Raw genomic sequence first — 20126 nt, 5'->3', positions numbered from 1 at the left:
CCATCTTCCGTTTTTAACTGCTTTGAGGAGTAGCCATTTCGACTGTTTTTTTCGGTAGGTTGGGCTTGTTTGCTATCATTTAAGTATTCTTCTAACTCTGTATTAAGAGCTGTTTCAATCGTGACCTTTTTGAGCATTTGTGCAAATTGATTGAGGTCTTTTTCTGTTTTAATGCCCTTGGCGGCTTTTTTAGCAAAGGCTTCGAGTTCTTTTTGAGTCACCATAATGGCCTATCCTTATACATTGTTAACATTAAGAATAGGCGGTTACACAGAATCTTTTACAGTCTCTAAAACAATGATTCGTGAGGGCCAATATAAGAACAAAGCTGTTATTCACAGTAAACTGTATAGCAGCTTTGTTCATAATATCAGGTTGTGTAGCGTTTTTGGGGGCCATACCATTCTACTTCATGTTCAATCAAGCGGTTGGAAAGTTCACTATAGGAAAGCTGTTTGTTATCCTTAAACATAGTAACTTCTTTTCTGCTTTGCGGTCCTCCGCCTATCCGTATCAAATAGTCAATGTATTCAATAAAAGTATCAGACTCATCACCAAAGTTTGTTCCAACAATAATTTGCTTGTCACAAGGGAAGATTCCACTTCTTACGCTTAAAGCCCTTTTGGCTGATATTCCTACAGTAGTCAAACCCAACTCAACAGCAATTTCATAAGCTATTTTTGGAACGCCCGTATTTGTAAGACCACTGACCACTTCAATATTTGAAGAGTCAGTTTTACTCATGATTCCACTAATTTCATTTTTAAGTAAAGCACGAGCAGTTTTTTGATCAAACTGCCGCTTACTAAAGCCAACTACACCAATTTTCACAGTTTAAACTCTATAGGTTGATCGATTTATAGCCAAAAACATAAGCGCGAACTTTAGAGTATATTTTGTTCAATATCAAGGCTTTCTTGATGCATTAGATGCTTATAACAATGCCCATCATACAGTTTATTTTCATAGTTTAAGCGCTTTGAACACAAACTCTGTTCTGAATAATTATTAGTCACTTATAAAAAATTATAAATACCAATTATGGTGATATGATCTTTAGTAAGATTGTTGGGCAGTACTGGTTAAGTTTATATCTTTAAAAATAATTTATGTTATATGATTGATAGCTTTCAGAGGTGATAGGAACTGTAGTGTCTTAAAATTGTAGTATATAGATTAATAAAGTATAGTGGTTACTACAATGTTTGTTGATATTTTAGTTGTTTTTAATTAAGTTTGTTTTGAATTAATGATGTGTGCTTCTTAGCAAGGTTTTTTGCTGGTGCAGCGATTAATGAATAAGCATGAATCTATACCCAATACGAATGGTTTTTAGGTGCGTCCATCGAGTGACGTAGCCCCATGAGCCTATATTAATTGGAGATTGGGGTGAGGAAAGAAGATAACAAAACCTAGAAATCATTCGTGACTAATTTTGTAGTAACTTAATAAGTGCTTTAATAATAAGCAGATAAGGGATTTATCTTGGTTGGAAGTAGTAGTACTCACAGTATAAGAGAAATATTCGGTAAAAATCTTATTGATAACGATGATGCTATTCGTAAAGTAAGTATTAGTGGTATTGCGGAACACAACAGACTTATAAAAGGCATTATTTATCCAGAGAGTGTAGAGTCATTAAGAAAATGCATAAGTGATGCATATAAAAATAATATACCGGTTTACCCTGTTTCATGTGGCAATAATTGGGGTTATGGTAGAAGTTGTCCGCCAGTCAATGACTGCATAATTATTAATTTAAAAAAGCTGAATAAGATTAGTAATTTTGATGCTGAGCTTGGATCTGTTGAGGTGGAGCCTGGAGTAACCCAGGGCCAATTAGCGAAATTTCTCGAAAACACAAATTGGATGATGGATTGTACAGGGGCTGGGCCTGATACAAGTATAATCGGTAATATATTGGAAAGAGGATTTGGACACTCTCCATTAGGATATAGAACAAGACATTTTGCTGTTACTAAGGTAGTAATGGCTAATGGAGATGTTTGTGACTTGACAACACCAGGACGTTTCATTGGAAGAGTGGGGTTCAGTGCAGGTCTACATGAACTATTTACACAAAATAATATTGGTGTTGTTGTTGGTATACGATTGGAGTTAGTTGCAAGACAAGAAGAAAGTTTAAGATGCATTATCAAGCTTAACCACAAATCATCAATATCAAAGTATATTGATGCAATGCGGCTATTAAAAGCTGAGCAAACTATTACGGCACTACCTCATATTGGTAATCACTACAGAATGTTAGGGATTTTCCACCAGTTTGATTTTGACCGGAAAAGTTCGAACTCAACATTTACTGAAGAAGAGTTAGCAGAGCTCCTGAAAAAATATAAATTATCACCTTGGATGTCTTCATTTGCGATTTTAGGAAGCTCATCGGTAGCAAAAGCAAAAGCAAAAAGGATAAAAAGACAATTAAAAGGTATTGCTAAAGTTTATATTATCTCATACTCAACATTAAATAGAATTAATAAAATAACAAACTGGCTGGCTAAACATGTAAAATGGCTTCCGAAAATAAATACTATAAATAGTAATGTTGAAGATATATACCACGCTATGGGAATCTTTGAAGGCATTCCTAATAATGTTGCTCTCAAGGGATGTTATTGGCGTAATAAGCAGTCTACACCCAGAACTGATATTGACCCAATTGAAAATGGTTGTGGATTTATGTGGGTAGCACCTTCATTACCAATGCTAGGGGCTGACGTTGAAAAGTTCATGGGCTTAACTGAACAAGAGTTTAATAAGTATAACTTTGAGCTAGCCGTTACGCTTACAGCTGTAACATCAATGCTTTGTCAGGCAATTATCAGTGTTTATTATGATGCAAGTAGTGTAGAAGAAACACAAAAAGCTAAAAAACTAGTAGAGAGTTTAAGGGAGCTTTACTCTAAAAATAAATGGATACCTTATCGACGTGCAGTCGATGAAATGCCGCTTGACCAATATCATTACGAGACTGGGGCGGTTTGGCTACGAAAAATAATTAAAAAATCTGTAGATAAAAATAATATCATTTCACCAGGACGTTATGAGTTTAAGGAGTAAAAAGTGATATCAACAAAAATTGCAAAGGATAATGCTCAAATCGAACTTTTTAAAAAGCTTTATTATGAAAGCTCTAGCAATCACGTTGATATTGAATATCTAAAAAGGGCATCCATTGTACGCTTTTTTTATGATAAGCATGGAAACCCTATTGCAGGTTACGTATTAAACGGAAATATCCCTCATCGCTATTTATCAGACATACCTTCAGAACGTTTTGATACATGTAATATTCCTCCAAAAGATAATATGGTAGAAGGATGTTGTATTTGGATGAATAGAGGTCTAAATTCGTTTGGACGCGGTATAATATATATAGTCACATTTTACGACTATTGTATGCTAGGTAAGCGTTTTATGATGGGAGCTTCAGTAGAACCAAAAGTAGCTAGTTTGCAAAAAAAAGTAATTCCAAATGTTGTATATGAGGGACCTATTAAACATGCTCCTTGGTGCTCAATGTATTTCGGAACAAGAAGACATATGATTTGGTTGACGCTATTTGTTGTCGGCAATTATTGGTTTGTTAAGCCATTGAAAAATAAACTAACTGTATTTAGGCGTAAACTTTTGAGTGAAGCTTAGTTTATTAATGTATAGCTTGGTACTCCAAAGTAGCTATACTCTTAGCGAATGATTTTTAGGCTTTGTTACCATCGCTCTTGAACACCAAGGGTGGTGTGAATGCAGTTTATGCATAATGACATGGATGTTATATAGTAGAGCAATGCAGGCGCTATTGCCGAGGAGCATTTAACTGCCACCCCAGTCATTTAGTTTATCTAAACTCCTGGGGCTTCATCGCTCGGTGGCCTCGCCTAAATAACCCTTCGCTTTGGGTAAAGAAAAACACGGGTTTTAATACCTGAACTAGTTTATGAAATAGGTTCAGTAAACAATAAAAGTAGTAGAAACCAAGAATACACTTTTTGTATAATTCAAAATAAAAGTGAAAAGTTACTAAATAGTTATATAAAGAGATACCTAAAGTATTTTCATCAAGAGTCACCTTCAAATAATGCCCTCCCATACTTGCCAGAAATGTTAAATAATTTATTTTTAATCTAAAGTGTTTCTTTTTTTATCTATGACTATAAAAATGTAATCTTGACTCACTAAGATTATCAATCGCTTTAATTGAACTTAAATAAAATAAAAAAGGCAAGGGAATACTCATGATTAACAAACCGCTACGGCTGGCAGCTTTAACATTAGCAATGTCTCCTACTTGGTTATTGGCAGGCGTAAATGAAGAAATAGACACTTATATGAATCAGTTTCATCAAGATCCTGCGGCCACAATGGATCAGCTCCCCCCTAAAACAGGACATGCTAACACATTATTTTCGGATACAGCTGTTAATAACAGAAATTATATTCAATATAAAGATCAAGCTCGACAAAAAATTATGAGAGGAAACAGTGCTCGATTAGACATTCCAAGAGCACCTATAAATTATAGCAATGATAACCCTGCACGATTAGTAGATTTAGGTAACAATGTTATTAGTAACTTATATACGCTTGATAACGAAGCACCAAAACAACGTGCACTTGAAGTGCAGCCTTGGTCAGATACTTATTGGCCTCTTTACTCAGGTGCTGCGGCATGGCGTTATGCTGATAGTGACTTATGGCGTGCATCACCGAGTAATTGGAAAGATTATTGGGACTTCAGCTATGTGACTAAACCTGTTTCATCCTATTATGGACAGGCACGGGATAATTTATCCCCCGCTGAAAAATATGACCTGCTGATGGGCGATTCCAGTTTCACTCTGACAACAAATGCTTGGAATAGTGGCAAAGGCTATTATGAGCGTAGTGGCAAAGTGGAACGGTGGATGGGGTTATGCCATGGCTGGGCTCCTGCAGCTTACATGCTACCTCGCCCCATAAAAACGTTAAATGTTAAAGATGCCAGTGGTGAAGATCTTACTTTGTATCCATCTGACATTAAAGCTTTAGCCACCTTACTATGGGCTAATGCCAGGTTTGATAACCGTTTTATTGGTAGCCGCTGTAATATAAAAAATCCTGAACGGGATAGTAATGGTAGAATAATTAATAATGTGTGTTTTGACACTAATCCAGGGAGTTGGCATATTTCAGTGGTTAACCAAATAGGCATCTCTGGTCGTAGTTTAATTATGGATGCTACTTATGATTATCAGGTTTGGAACCAACCTATTCAGTCATATAAAGTCACTTATTTCAATCCCCAGACCAACGCGACTTATGCTTCTGCTCAAGCAGCCACTATTCCACTATCTAGCTATACTAAAGATAAATTTAGTAATTACCGTGGCAACCAGTCAACCCATGTTGTTGGGGTAAGAATGGATGTGTCTTATGTCGTAGAAACCAACCCCACCCACCGTCGTACTGATAGCCCCCAATATGATGGTATTACCAGAGTCAGTTATTACTATGACTTAGAATTAAATGACCAAGGTAAAATCTTAGGTGGAGAGTGGTACAGTAATCGCCATCCCGATTTCTTATGGACACCAACACCCAATGCTATGGCGCAATCCTGGCAGAACGGTTCAGGTAAGTGGAGTGTAGGCCAATCCGTCCCTGAAAAATGGAAAAATAAAGCGAAGCAAGCCTCTCGCTATGGTCAGCCACTCACATCAGTAGTAAACGAATTATTTACTCGTGCCTCTGAGGATAGTAATACACCAAGTGACACCTGGCGAGAAATAGTATCGAGTGATGGATATTGCATGGATGTAGCAGATAGTGGCACTACTGATGGTAACTTAATTCTTGCTTGGGATTGCCATTCAGGTAATAACCAAAAATGGTGGCAAGACAGTTATGGTCGTTTACGTCCTGCTCATGCAACCAATATGTGTGCCACAGCAAAAATAAACGAGGGTGGAAAACTAGTGATTGAACGCTGCAATAATAGTCGTGCCCAGCGTTGGCAGTGGAATGGAAATTATTTACGCAATTTAGCTAACTTCGACTTATCCTTAACCTACGATCCAACTAGCTGGCAAGTTATGATCACAGCTGACGATGATATGACCTGGTCTTGGCGGTAGTTTTTAATATCTATTAGGCTTTCTCCCTGAGAAGGTATTACAATAAAGTACTAAAAGTTAAAAGGCTGCTATTTTTATGGTAGCCTTTATTCTGTAATTGAAACCCCTCCGCTATGTGTATATTCAACTAATTTTTTATCCAGAGCACTTAAATAATCTAACCCATATACTGACTCATCAAGGGTTTCTATCAAATTAAGAGGTAGCGCTTTGTCATATTCTTCAAAGCATGTCGCTAAGCCAACAGCAATAGATGCAACGCTATCAGTATCAGCTCCTAAGGAGATGCATTTTTTTAACAACCCTTTCAAACTCTGGCAACTTAGCAAACAACTGAAGGCTGCACTCACTGTATCGAATGCACTTACTGAAACTTCTGTAAACCAGTCATAGTCCCACCCTGAAAATGATGTGCTTTCTAAAAATGTTTTTAGTTGTGAGAGCTGTCCTTTCTGATAAATACCAAAGTGTGCTGCCAATGCTACAGCGCAACTTGATTTTATTCCAATGTCTGTATTGTGAGTGACAGCAGCTTGCATTTTAGCTTTTGCTATCAACTCATCTTTGTCTTTAACTACACCTAGTGGTACAGCCCTCATTGCAGCACTGTTTCTATCGCTGTTATTTCTGATTTTGAGTAATAAGTCATCCCCACTATCTACTTCCTGCAGCAAACTATAAAAACCTTTAGAGTAGCCTTTACGAGGATCCCTTTTAAAGCATTCTACAAACTTTGATGCAATATCCCTTTCTGACCAAGCTGGTTTAGAAAGTACTAATTCAGCAACTGCAATAGACATCTGAGTGTCGTCAGTATATTTGCCTTGCATATCATATAAGTCATGCGTTGTGTAACTACTTAGGTCGTTATATCTAGCAATTTTTTCCTTAGAAGAAAACTCAAAACCTGCCCCATATGCATCAGCTACCGCAATTTCTGTCAACATGATGTAAATTGATACCTTGTTTTAACTGGTCAAGCATTGAAAATGTCGACTATGTTATCATCGCTAAAAAAAATCTACTGGTTTTCTTGAATATACTGTGTGATGTATCTGCCTTATTGACTAGCCGGCTCCGAGGGCTCGTCATTCTTCCACATCCAACTAAGGTTTAATAAAATTATAGGCAGCAGGGTGGTTTATTGCTGCTGCCTATTGTTTAACGTTAGTTAAATAGTGGCTTCTATGTTATTTAATTAAAAAGGGATATCTCCGTTTATATCTCCTTTGAAACTAGATAATTCCTCGTTTAATTTTTCTTCAGCTTTTTTTCTGCCTTCAACCATTTTTTTTCTGGCCTCCTCTTCATCCATTATAGGAGGAGGTAAAATATTTTGATCAGTAATAGAGAAAATTTTAATGAAGTCATCTTTCCATTCGAAGGTAGGCCTTTTAGACGATTGGAGTCTTCGATATATTTCTACGGTTTCTTCCTCAGATAAGGTTTTTTTTATAATATTTAAAATATCAAAATAAGCCTCTAAGTCACCAGTTTTTGATAAATGCCTGACGACCTCATCTAAGAAATTATGCTTCCAATTCAGGTCATTCCAATTGTTTAACACATTGTGTTCAAAAGTTGTCATATATACCCTCTAAACTTAATACCATATTATGTATTCTTTTATTTCATTATTTTTTAACGACAAGTCTCTAGCATATCTAACGTCTGCCATTGGAATTTCACCAAAAGCATTTTTATATTTGTTGAGTTTGAATAACTTATTGTAACTATAACTTATATCTATACCAGAAATTATTGGATTGCCAGGAAGGGCCGTAGAGATAACTCCTAGGTCAATTCGCGATGTGCCAGGGATATGATTTCCATTTTCATCAAATGACGGAGCCCTGATACCAAATCTTTTACCTATTGCACTATTATTATAAGCTGCAGCTTCTCTTACAGACTTTTTTGAGCTACCAACTGAAATAAATCGTTTGTTCATCATTTCTGAGTACTTACCAAGAAGCTCCTCAGCTTTTTGCCAGTTACCACCTGACTGCTTAAGTGCCCTCATACCCAAGTTGCCCATTGTATTATTAATACTTTGGATATTACCAGCCCAAGAAGAATGTCGTTGTTGAGTTTTATTAGCAAATACCAGTGGGCTACGAATTTTACTGGGGTCAATGCCATTACTATATAGTGTTCCAGAAGAAAACTCATAGGGAAACTGTAGTCTTAAACCTGCTTTATTTAACCCAAACCGAATACTGGTTTTTAGTCCGGCTCCTGCTAAACCTCCAACAGCCATTGATCCTAAATTCCATGTGGCTTCTGCAGTATATAGACCTGCTGCTCCCTGCCAGCCATTCTCTATGTAAGCATCTAGGTAGGGGACAGTTTCTTTAGCTGCCCTTATAGCAATTTCTTCATTGTTATGACTAAGGATTGCTAAGCCTAATGAAAGACCATCTTTAATACCATTAACTGTTCCTTGCGCCATCCCAAACAGTGTATTGGTGAAAGAACCATCAGGGCCTAAGCCGAGCAGATTTTGCGTAATTTGCCATGTAGAAAGCGCATTTCCTTCTATACTTCTTTTAAATTGTCTGCTAAATCCATTACCATCATTATAAGTAGCATCGAACTCACTAAGTCCTTGTGAATACGCCATTAAGTTCAGCGCATAAGCACCATCAATGTCATTATTATTTTCCTCAGGGTTTAATAGAGATGGATCTTGCCCACTACCTAACTGATAAAAAGTGTTTTGTGGAAGCGATGAAACTGCATGATCAGGAAACAATCCACCACGTTGACGTTTAACATCCTGATATTCTTCGTAAGTTAATACATCATAGGCTTGGTTAGAATTAATACCCAAGTAACCTCGAGGGTCTGTTATTTCAGCAGTGACTTTTAGATTATTTAGAGCTTCTTCAACCCTTTTTGAGTTAAGAATATTTTCACTAAAATCCTTCCCATACGCACCACCTACACTGTGACCAATAGTTCCAGCTGCTGCTCTAGCAAAATCAAAACCATCCCCATATACAGCAGTTTGCACCAACTCATGTAACATACTGCTCTTGAAGTAGGCTGGAGCACGTGCTTCAACGTAGGATGAAGCTTTGGCTCGTTCCATCTCTGCAGTTAAACCGGATTTCTGCCCAATATAACCATTAACCCCTGCAACTGCTGTCTGACGCCAGTCGTATTTCTTTTGCCAGCCTAGAGCCATGCCAACACTTTGACTCGCAATATCACCGACTACTTCTTTTGCCCAGTAGTTGTCAGCATTATTCAAAAAGTCGCTAGCCTGCTTGGCCCATTGCACACCATCGCCAGCCAACTCAGTTAAACCTTCGCCAACACCAAAGGTTACAGCACCGGCCACTGCGCCGCGTATACCGGCCTTGGCAACCTGGCTAAAACTAAAGCCATTTTGAACCCCCATAGCGATTCCAGCTATTTGGCCTGCGGTACTGGCAGCCACGCTGGCGGCTGCACCAGCGCCAATGGCTGCTACGATGCCCATACCTTTCATAAGGCCTGCAACCCAAGGCCCCACTATTGCCGCTGCCGCAATCGCTACGACCATAATGATCAACTCAGCCGCTCCACCACAAGCACCTTCTTTATGAGGGGGAGGCGGCATATCCGGCAGGGTAGGGCTGGTATCACCCAGGGCTAAGCCAGGTTGATAGGGACGATACGTTGAGCTGTTGTTATGAATATTGGTAACTTTGTTAGGAATAGTAAGTACTAACCCCTCCTTTAGTGCTTGTGGATCCTCGATACCATTGGCATCAGCGATTAAAAACCACAGGCTGCTATCACCCCATAAAGCACGGGCAATACTTTGTAAGGTATCGCCTTTGTTGACGGTGTAACTGCCAGGCGATTGGGCAGGGTAATCAGCGCTGATGGGCTGGTAGTTGGCATCAAAGTCAGCACTGTAAACCGGGGTGATTTTATCGGGTTTGCGCTGCAACCCTTCGGATAAGGCCAGTTGCGTCGCGTAGTCGGTGTAAGAGGGGCCATCATCACCGACATCACCTACCCCTAAGCCATTCACATAGTAATAGTTATGGGTTTTCAGGTAGCCTTCGCCTTTTTCCGTACGGCGCAGTACTTGGCCTTTATGGTTATTCACATAGCGGAAGATACGCTGGTGGTAATCATCGCGCGCCATGCTGACATGACCATTCGCATCATATTCAAAAAAGCTGAAGCCTGGTGCCCAGTCATATTGCAGATCCGCATCGGTACTGGCTTTTAACTCAATTTGCTTCTGTTTGTAGTCATCCCACAGCTCGTAGGTATAGCGGGTGGTCAACTCAGGGTCGCGACCATAGGTGACGGACTGCTTTAAATTGCCCGCTTTATCAAAGCTGTATTTGACGCCAGTGTTATTGCCATCAGTAACCGTATGCTCCTGAGTTTTACGGTTATTGGCATTGTAGGTATTGCGAACGTGCTTGAGCAGATTGCCGTCAGACTTGTACTCAAGATACTCCGAGGCATTACCCGCGGCATCATTAATTCGGCGTGCCCGCAGCTCATCATTGATATGGGTAGTGGATAAAAAGCCATTGGCGTCATAGGCATAGGCTTCGTGATTTTGACCATGCTGGGCAGAGGTTCGTTGGCCCAGTGCGTTATAGGTGACAGCATAGCCTTTATCGCCCGCAACCACGTTAACCGCATGGCTGGCCTTATCCGTTGCGCGCTCACCACTTAACTGACCCTGGGTGATGGTGAAGCGATTCATCGCATCATAGGCGTACCAAAAGTCCTGGGAGGCGGTTAAGCCATTCGGCTGTAGATAACGGCTAAAGACCCGACGTCGGTTACCGACAGCATCATATTCATAACGCAGCTCATACTGCTCATCTTTAATATGATCAATGCGGTTAGCGGCGTCATAACTGATAAAGCTTCGCTGGGTGTAGACTTTTTCATGACCGCGTTCCGCATCACTGTAGCTATAACCTTCAAAGGTCAGGTTGCCGTTCGCATCGTACTGAAATTCAGCAAAGGCATTAATGCCTAAATCATCAATCCCTTTGATATAGCCGTTGTTGTAATAGCGGTAGTGAATTTCCTGGTCAAAATGCTTGTCATTATTGAGTTTGGTATCACCCCGTTGCGCGACTAACCAGCCTGCCTGGTTATAGTCATACCAGGTTTGCCGGCCCCCCATATCTCGGTGAAAACGAATCCGGTTATACAGGTCATGGTGATCAACGCGTTGGTTGCCTTCCGCATCGGTAGTGGTTTTGCGCCAACCACCAATGGCATGCTCCGACTGTTTTTTATAGGCATCTGTGGCTTCATCAAAGCGTTCGGCACCAATGTCTGCATCCCACTGATAATCATACTGCGTGGTATGGCCCAGGTTATCAGTGTGTGCACGAACGCGACCCATGCCATCGTAACGGTAGGTTTCTTTATGGCCTAACGCATTGGTATGACTAGTGCGGTTGCCAGCTTCATCGTAGGTGTAATGGTCATCATTGCTACCTGCGCGATCGACATGAAGCAGATTCCCCGCATGGTCATAGTGGAACTGAGTGACTTGCCCCAGCTCATTTGTTTCCTGCTGCTTGCGACCAAAGGCATCGTAATGGAACTGTTTAACGCCGCCATCAGCATGAAACTCTTTTACTACCTGATCTTCCAACCACTGTTGGGTATTGGTATGGCCGTTGGCATCGGTTACACCGACCGTTCGCCCTTGTAGATCGGTATGGTAGTGGGTTGTAGGCCGTAGCTGTTCAATAAACCCATTGGCATGGGTGACACTGACCGCCGCACTTTGCTTTTCTGTCAGTTTGCCCAGCTTGTTGTAGCTAAACGCGGTTTTATTACCCAGGCCATCGGTTTCAGCAATGATTTCACCAAAGGCATTAAAGCGCTGTTGACGGTGGATGGCATGCTGCTCCAGCTTACCTTCACCAATCAGGTAGTCCATCGTGCTGCGCTTAACGGGGGGCCGACCGGTATTGCTGTGTGTGGCAGAGGTGTTATCAGATCCTCCCCAATTGATAATGCCCTCAGCCCGATTCGCTAAGCGGCCTTTATGATCCAGCACCTCATAGTAATACTCATAGGCTTTACCTTTTTCCAAGCCTGGGGCATTGGTTAAATCAAAGCCCCAGCGACTGGTGGTTTCATTCACTTTAAGGCGGGAGCCATCCACATAGTGGGTGTATTTTGCGGGATTATAGTTTTCCTCGTTATAGGGGCGTGCAGCGTAGTCTGCTTCTTGCTTGGGCCGATAATAGAGCCGAACCCGACTGGCATCGCGAGGCTGGTCTTTAAGGGTTAATAAGCGGGGTAGCTGGTGAATTTGTTGGTCACGATAGCTATGTGCTTCTCCACCACGTGAGTGGTAGCCACCTTGCCACTGATAACGGTCATCCAGTTTGGTCAATAGTTCCCACTGCTGATTTTCATCTTGCTTATACACATTGATGTGATAATAAATCCCATCATTGTGCATGCCATCAGCTGTAGCATTTCGCCACCAGTGACCACTATACATATTCACGCCCACAGTGCCTGCAGCTGCATCGACTATCCAGCTGCCTTTAGCATTGGGGTTGAAGCCTGAGTTCCAGTCAACCTTAAGTTTGCCTGTGTAGCCTTCCAGCCCTTGCCAGCTGACATGAAACTCCTGTAAGTGGTAGTGAATAGCGGGGTAATTACTGCGTCGTGCTCGGCCATAAAGTTTGATATCAATCTGGAACCGCTCACCTCCCTGAATATCCAGTGACCCACGGCTAAAGGGCTTTGCTTCGACCACTTGATCCACTTTGGTAAGCTCAGCATCCTTTATCAGGGTGGTCATTTCAGGCTGGATCACGTCTGTGAGCTGGTTACGGGCATCGTAACGTTGCACGGTCACAGCCAGCTGCGCTGTTGTATCGCTTTTTAAGTCGAGGTTGCGCAGCTGAGCGAGTGATAATTGACTGAGATCGGCACCCGCCGAAGCCACTTGCAAGGTCATATTGCCATTTTGGTCATAACCATAAAGACGGGTGGCCCCGGTTTGCTGGTTGGTTTTTACCAGCCGACCCAGTTGGTCATACTCAAAAAACTCATGCTGTTGACCATTGATGATTTTTTCAGTGACCTGGCCATGGCTGTTGTAGTGGGTTTGATAGGTTGTGCCTTCCGCATCTATTCGGCTCACTTCACGATTCAGGGCGTCGTAGCCAAGACGGGTTTGAACTGTGTGTTGAGCACCATCCGCTTGTGTGCGGATTACATCCTTACGCACCACATTACCCTGAGTATCATAGTGAAAGTCGATAGCGGCGCCATTGGCATCCACCGTTTTGCGGAGTAAGCCTGCGGCATCATAGTGGTGACGGGTGATCAGGTCCTGGTCAGCCAAGTCATAAGAGGCGGTATTGGCATTGGCTTTCTGCACTTGCAGTGTTGTTTGGCCCAGGGCGTTGTAGCCAACGACGGTTGTGGGCGTTACCTGGGCACCCGATGCATCGGTAAAGTGGGTATTTTGGGCTGTGGTTTGGCGACCTAATGCATCAAACTGCTGTTGGCGCTGTTCAACGTTGCCGACGACCTGCTTTTCGCCATTGGCTGTGGTCATTTCTCCAAACTTGCGAATCAGTACTTGGTGACCCAGGGCATCGTAACCATAGGTGGTGACCTGGTCAGCAACCCCTTGCTGTAACTGACCGTCCGCTAAGACCTCGTTGTGTTGAATGCCCAGTAATCGTGTTTCAACACGCTGGTTTTGGGCATTGTAGCGGTGGGTTGTAATCCGGTCGCTGGTTGAGGGGGTTAACCCTTGTTCTATAGTGGTTAAAGGGGTGTCAGCGGTTAAGGATCGCCACAGTGTTTGGGGTAATGGTTGCGCATAGCGATGGCTTTTAATGAGGTTGCCTGCACCATCAAAGGCTTGCTGTGTCACATAGCCCGCTGCATCAACCACTAATACGGCTTGGTTTTTGGCATCGTACCAGGTGAATTGCTGTTGCCCATTAGCATCAACCTTAACCGTCAGGTTGCCATTCGCATCGAACTGGTTTTGTGTACGTTGTTGCCCTTCAAAGTAGCCTTGTTCAGCACTGTAAAAAAGCCCTCGCTGAGCCGTTGACGCCAGTTCTCGGTTTTGTGCATCAAACTGGGTGTGGGTTTCCCGAAAGCTAGCATTCGCATTGGGCTGAGGTGGCTGATGGCGATCGACCGGCAGTGATACAGGGTCATCATAGACACGCTGGCGAATCATATTACCGGCAGCATCGTACTCAAACTCGGTGAGTACACCATTCGCAGTGACTTCCGCGACTTTTTGGTTAACGGCATTAAAGTAGTACGTGGTGCGGTTGCCGTTGCCATCAGTGTGTTGTATGAGGTTACCTGCTAAGTCATACACTCGGCTTAGCTCAGGTTTTACGGTGCGTGTTTGGGATTCGCCATTAGTCTGAAGCTGGAGCACGGTGCGAGAGGGTAATACTTCTTTAATCAACCGGTCTTGGGCATCGTACTCATACAGGGTCGTTGCGGCCAGGGCGGTTCCAGCCGCTTCTGTGGTAGCGGTTTTACGGCCCAGGGCATCATAACGATGTGTGGTAATAAGGTGTTGGGCTTCAACTTTGCCTGCTAACGCATCAGTAACGACCTGCACCTTAGGGGATTGCTTGCGGGTCAGCTGGCCTGCTGCGTTGTATTCAAAGTAACTGGTATAACCATTTTTATCGGTATGGGCGGTTTTATTACCCACACCATCATACTGGTAGGTTTGTTGATAAGTGCCATCATGCTCCAGGGTAACCCGTCCTGCTGCATCATACTCAAAGCGCGTTTGTTGCTGCACACCACTATTATTCAACTGCTCAATGAGCTTACTGGCATCGGCCTGTGGATGAACCTGTGCTAAATCCAGAGCTTGTTGATAACGGGTCTTCTGAGCCACATGATCATTGGCCGTATAGGCATAGTGCGTGGCATAGCCCGCAGCATCTACCTCTAGCTGGAGTCGGTTATTGGCATCATAAAAGAAGTGTCGAACAGCACCACGGGCATCAGTACTCTGAATGAGATTACCAAAAGCATCAAACTGGCTGTGAATGGTATGGCCGTTCGCATCCGTTTGACTGATTTTACGACCTAAGCTATCTAGCTGTTGGTGCTGGGTGTACAGGGCTAGTAGTTGCTCGCGCTCTGTAGTCGTCAATGCTGAGGCGCGCTTACCATAGTCTTGTGCATCGACAATGCCTGCGCGTGTACGTTCTGCCAATGCCCATGCACTATCACTATCAACCAGTGCACTACCACGCCCATCAGTGGTCGCGCTTAGTTGGCCCAACGCATCATAGTGAAAGCGTTGGGTTGTCGCTTCCATTTGGCCTGCAGCTTGTGTTTCAGCAATTTTCAGCCCTCGGGCATCATACTGTCGCTGAGTGGTACGTTGTTGATCAGTGCCTACCGCTTCAGTAGTACTTACCTGTCGGCCCAGGAAGTCATACTGGTGGGCAGTTACAATGGGACTGGAGGGTTCTACTAGTGTAGGGCTTGGCTGTGGACTCGGTGTTGGTTGATTTTCACCTACCACAAGTGTGCTATTGGGGCGGCTGGTAAAAGTGCCTGTAAGCTGCTTGACAGTGTTACCTTGGGCATCAACATAGGTTAGCTGGTAGTTGAACTCTCCAAATGCTGCTTTTGTCAGCTCCGCGGTGATCTGTTGATCTGCTCGCGTGATGTTGCTGGTTTGCCAGGGTTGATCAGTACCTGTCGGGCGATAGCGGAATTGAACACGGGTATCCTTAAGCGCTTCTGGTAATTGCCAGCTTACTTTGCTTGGGGTAGCTGGTTGGCCAATAACTAACTCAACCCATTGGGAGTCGCTCCACATGGCTTTATCGGCTTCATCATGGCGATTATCCAAAAACGATACGTTGACCCGATAACGTCCTGCAGGCAACTCAGTGCGGGCGAGGTTAACCTGCCCATTCCACTCAGGCACAATCCAGCGGCCTTTTTCAACCACGGAGCCATCGGGTTGTTTTTCTTTCCAGTATTCAAAGCCACCCATACTGGTGTGCTCATATTCGTCTACGACCTTGCCATCCATATCGTAAATAGCGACATAAACCCCAGTAGGACTGTTATCGGTGGTGGTTAAGTGCCCTGGTTTTATCGAGTACCCCCCTGCAACGGGGTAAAGCTCGACGGTAGGCTCAGTGAATGGATCAGGCTTATGCCAGCGCATTTCCCAATGTTGGTTTTCAACCTCAGTGCTTTGGGGTAATACACTATTACTGATGGTTAATTTAACGCTGGAATTCGTTGAGTTACCGGTTGTTGGGGCCGTTGTTGAGGTACTGCTGGCAGACTCTTTGGCAGCCGTTGCTGGGTGCCAGCTTGGACCAATGACTTTTAACAGTTGACCGCTGGCATCGTATTGATAGCGCGTGATGCGTGCCTTTGCGGTATCGGGAATGGTTTGCGCAATGCCTGAAGCCAGCGATACAGGGTCAACAAACTCTCGTTGCGAGACTTTACGGCCCAACGCATCGTACTGGTACTCGACGAGTTGACCATGGGTGTCTAAGCCTTCAGCATCGACAGTGGTAGGCCGCAATTCACGGGTTAGTTGCCCCTTTGCGTCATAAGCAAAAAAGGTGGTATGGCCATTGGCATCTGTCACTGCAGTACGTTGGCCCAGGTGGTTGTGGTGGTTAAGGGTTTGCGCCTTCGTAATATTTTCCACCACCAGCACGCTGTTGGGACGGCTCACAAAGGTGCCGGTGAACTGTTTTAGTAGCGTTCCTTGGCTGTCTTTATACTCCAGCTGGTATTCAAATCGGCCTTCTTCTGCTTGGGTAAGCTCAGCAGTAATCTTTTCATTCTGTTGACTGACTGAACTGTTGCGCCAGGCTTCTTCAGTGTTCGCGGGGCGGTAGCGGAAGGTAGTGGCAAAGTCGCCAGTGAGTTTGGGGGTGTTCCAGCTGACCTGAGTATTTTTAGGGGGTTCGCCAATGACTAGTGTCGTCCATTGGTTTTCACTCCACATGTCAGCATCGCCTTCGTCATGGCGATTATCGATAAACGACAGTTTGACTTTATACTGCCCTGGTGCGAGATGTTTTCTGGCCAGGTTGACTTGTCCTTGCCACTCAGGAACGATCCAGCGGCCTTTTTCAGTGATGCTGCCATCGGGTTGCTTCTCTTTCCAGTTTTCAAAGCCACCCATGGGGGTGTATTCATACTCATCAACCACATTACCTGCCATATCGTAAATGGCCACATAGACACCAACAGGGCTGTCATCCACTGTTTTGATATGGCCGGGCTTAATGGCATAGCCACCTTCTACGGGGTAAAGCTCTACTTTAGGCTCCGTAAAGGGATCAGGTTTAATCCAGCGCATTTCCCAGTGTTGGTTTTCAACTTCAGCACTTTGTTGATGCAAGCTATTGGCAACCGTTAATACCACGGGAGAAATGCCGGTTGCAGCCGCTTCACCCAGTTGCCAGACTTCTTGAGCTTGTTGCTGACCCGCTGCATCAAAGCGAGTAGCCACCATGCGATTGGCCACCTTTTCAGCTGGGGTTTGGTGGTTTAGCACCTCCGTCACCGCAGCGATGGTTAAGGGGGTAGCTGAATTCAACAGTGAGCTAACCAAGGGGGTTGCATGTTGGGTTTGTTGAATAACACGGTTTAAGTGGTCATAGCGATACGCGGTGACATAGCCCATAGCATCAACCGCATAAATGACCCGTCCTGCACTATCTCTTAGCTGTCGGGTCACCTGGGGCTGTTCATTGGTGAGCAAATGTCTCAGTTGTAATTCCGTTTGCCCTTGGCCATCCACTTTAAGCGTGCCTGCAAGTGCTGAGCCATCTGCAGTCTCTGGTTGAGTAGTAGCTAATAGTCGTTGCCCTGTTGCCAGCACCTCAATCTCATAGGTGGTTGCTGTGTGCAGTTGAGTCAGTTTGAGCTGTGCTTGATCAGCTTCAAGCTGAATAAAGGCTTGTTGCCATTTAGTGTCTGAATGATTGGTATCAGCATTGACGGGACGATAGCGAACCGCCATGCCCGCCAGTGTTTTAGGTAGGGTAAATGCGGTGATAGCGCGAGTTGTGGTTTGGTCGCTGAGGGTGATGGTGGTTGGTGAGGAGGTTTCAGTGGTACCATCCTTAAAGTGATACGTCACGGTGAGCTGGTAAGCACCTGCTGGCAGCTGGGTATTATCGCTAATGTTGACCTGCCCACCTGCCTGTTGATCTAGCCATGTCCAAATAGGACCGTCATAAGTAAGCAAAGCGCCAGAGGCTGCTTCTTTGACATGAACACTGACGGCTTGTAATTGTGGAAGTAAATTAGTGGGAATTAACCCATTTATACTGGTGCCAGGTTGTGCTGCACTGGCTTTAAACTGGCTATGTGATAATTGCACATTGGCATCTTGTCCTGCGCTAAAGCTCCCCAGCAATTGGGTTTGCGGTTGACCTGCAGCGTTTTGACATTGGACCCTTAGCTGGTATGTCTCACCTGTGGTCAGTGCCGTTGCTGGAACCGCAAGCTGTAGCTTATCGCCTTGTGTTGTGAGGGGGATAGCTTGCCAGTCTTCTGAGTTGGCTGATCTGTAATGAGCAACAAGTTTTTCATCTGATTGCAGGTTAAGGTCTTTGGCATCAACAGTGATATGTTGCGCCTGATAAGGTTGCTCACCAATTTGATAATTAAAGGTTTCAGTTTGGGCTGGTCGATTATCCTTAAAGTGTTGGGTAATCGTAATGTGGTAATCACCCTCTGTGAGTGGTTCACCCACACTTAAATTAACGGAGCCATCATATAGTCCTAATTGCTGCGTAATATAACTAGGGTGGGTTAATGCTGTAGAAACAACTTCGCCATTTTTATTAACGACTTTAGCTTCAAGGTATTGAATATCAGCCGCATCTAACCGTGAAATATAGCCTTTAATCGCAGTGCCAGTGGTTTTTTCTGCCCAATCACCACCACTGTGAAATACGGAAGCAGCTGTTGTCGTTTTATTATCTTCAGAAAGAAAAATACCACTGGTTTTTTTAACAACTTCATTGGTTTCAGGGTTGATATACTCAATGCGGTATTCAACTTCACCAATAAATGCGCGCTCAAAGGTGACTGAAAGCTGGTTATTTTCAGCCTTAACATCACCTTGTAGAAAACCACCAGTGAAACCTTTATCACGATAATAAAATTTTGCAACAGTACCTTCTGGTTGTTGATCTTTAGGCCAGGTGATTTTTGTTGGATCAATGAGAGTACCAATGACTATATCGAGTTCTGTTTTTTCAGTCCATTGTGGATCACCATCAGTTCTTCTCCAATCCCAATAATAATTATTATCAACAACTGTCACTTCAGCTTTATACTTTCCTTGTGGAATGTCTTCCCCTAAATTAACATGTCCGTTCCAGTCTCTGACTGTAATGTATCTAAATGCAGTTTCGTTATCACTATCTCCACCTCTTCTTACGCTCCAGCGGTACTCTTTTGGTTTAGATAAAGTCAGTGAAGTAGAGGAAACGATATTGCCTTGTAAATCTTTGAGAACAAGAGACGCTGTGGTTGGGGTATTATCTTGGATTTTTACCACACCAGGAGCAATTGCAAACCCTTTACCTCGAGCAACAATTTGAGGATATAACTCATAGCGTGGAGGCCTTCCTCCAAAATTTGTCCTATCAAAATCACCTCGAATTCCCCACTGGTGATTTACAATAAAAGGGCTTTGCTCTTCCTTATGATTAATAACGGTTAAAGTTGTGCTTTCTTCAGTTTTATCACTCCACGTTTTTATTGCCGAATTAATTAATTTGGCTCTATATGGATTCCTAGGGGGTTATATCAATAGCTCTATTAGATCATTAAGTAAGCTTTTTCCTCGGCACTTTATATTGTACACAAACTCAAATAATGCTAAATAAAAAGGTAGTTTTTCTTGAGAAATACCTCGATGAGGTCTTAACCATGAGCGTAGTAATGACCAACAACCTTCAATGGTGTTAACATGTACT

General features: G+C 43.4%; 8 protein-coding genes. 3 read left to right on the top strand and 5 right to left on the bottom strand.

The annotated features are described in order from the left end of the window. Both F607_RS0117330 and F607_RS0117325 read right to left on the bottom strand, forming a co-directional pair. Positions 1 to 221, bottom strand: a 221-nt coding sequence (locus tag F607_RS0117330) for a transposase (protein ID WP_027709114.1), incomplete at its 3' end; no start/stop codon positions are given. Between the two features lie 149 nt (positions 222 to 370). Next, complete coding sequence (locus F607_RS0117325) at positions 371 to 832, bottom strand: hypothetical protein (RefSeq protein ID WP_027709113.1); 462 nt, start codon at positions 830 to 832, stop codon at positions 371 to 373. Positions 833 to 1486: 654 nt separating this feature from the next. On the opposite strand from F607_RS0117325, the gene F607_RS0117320 reads away from it, so the two are divergent. The 3 genes from F607_RS0117320 to F607_RS0117310 all read left to right on the top strand — a co-directional run bounded on the left by F607_RS0117320 (position 1487) and on the right by F607_RS0117310 (position 6132). After that, on the top strand, positions 1487 to 3079 hold the full coding sequence (locus F607_RS0117320; RefSeq protein WP_027709112.1) for an FAD-binding oxidoreductase: 1593 nt from the start codon (positions 1487 to 1489) through the stop codon (positions 3077 to 3079). Positions 3080 to 3082: 3 nt separating this feature from the next. After that, the gene (locus F607_RS32960) at positions 3083 to 3664 is read left to right on the top strand and encodes a hypothetical protein (RefSeq protein ID WP_027709111.1); all 582 of its coding nucleotides are present in this window, start codon (positions 3083 to 3085) and stop codon (positions 3662 to 3664) included. A 590-nt stretch (positions 3665 to 4254) separates the two neighbouring features. Then, positions 4255 to 6132 (top strand): ricin-type beta-trefoil lectin domain protein, encoded by a 1878-nt coding sequence (locus F607_RS0117310; protein WP_051311585.1) that lies wholly within the window; start codon positions 4255 to 4257, stop codon positions 6130 to 6132. An 86-nt stretch (positions 6133 to 6218) separates the two neighbouring features. Here the strand turns inward: F607_RS0117310 and F607_RS0117305 are convergent, their stop codons facing one another. The 3 genes from F607_RS0117305 to F607_RS30230 all read right to left on the bottom strand — a co-directional run bounded on the left by F607_RS0117305 (position 6219) and on the right by F607_RS30230 (position 19705). Further along, complete coding sequence (locus F607_RS0117305; RefSeq protein ID WP_027709109.1) at positions 6219 to 7079, bottom strand: ADP-ribosylglycohydrolase family protein; 861 nt, start codon at positions 7077 to 7079, stop codon at positions 6219 to 6221. Between the two features lie 251 nt (positions 7080 to 7330). Continuing rightward, entirely contained in the window at positions 7331 to 7720 is a 390-nt protein-coding gene (locus F607_RS0117300) for a hypothetical protein (protein ID WP_027709108.1), read from the bottom strand. Between the two features lie 15 nt (positions 7721 to 7735). Further along, positions 7736 to 19705, bottom strand: a complete 11970-nt coding sequence (locus F607_RS30230) for a LysM peptidoglycan-binding domain-containing protein (RefSeq protein WP_038291721.1) — start codon at positions 19703 to 19705, stop codon at positions 7736 to 7738. Between the last annotated feature and the right edge of the window lie 421 nt (positions 19706 to 20126).

Origin of the sequence: Zooshikella ganghwensis DSM 15267, from assembly GCF_000428585.1 — a bacterium.
Lineage (GTDB): Bacteria > Pseudomonadota > Gammaproteobacteria > Pseudomonadales > Zooshikellaceae > Zooshikella > Zooshikella ganghwensis.
The sequence above is the reverse complement of the archived record's forward strand: the minus strand, read 5'-3'. Positions and strand labels throughout refer to the sequence as shown.

Coding starts and splice junctions, on each gene's coding strand:
- F607_RS0117310 (WP_051311585.1), top strand. CDS start 4,255: ATGATTAACAAACCGCTACGGCTGGCAGCTTTAACATTAGCAATGTCT.
- F607_RS0117305 (WP_027709109.1), bottom strand. CDS start 7,079: ATGTTGACAGAAATTGCGGTAGCTGATGCATATGGGGCAGGTTTTGAG.
- F607_RS0117300 (WP_027709108.1), bottom strand. CDS start 7,720: ATGACAACTTTTGAACACAATGTGTTAAACAATTGGAATGACCTGAAT.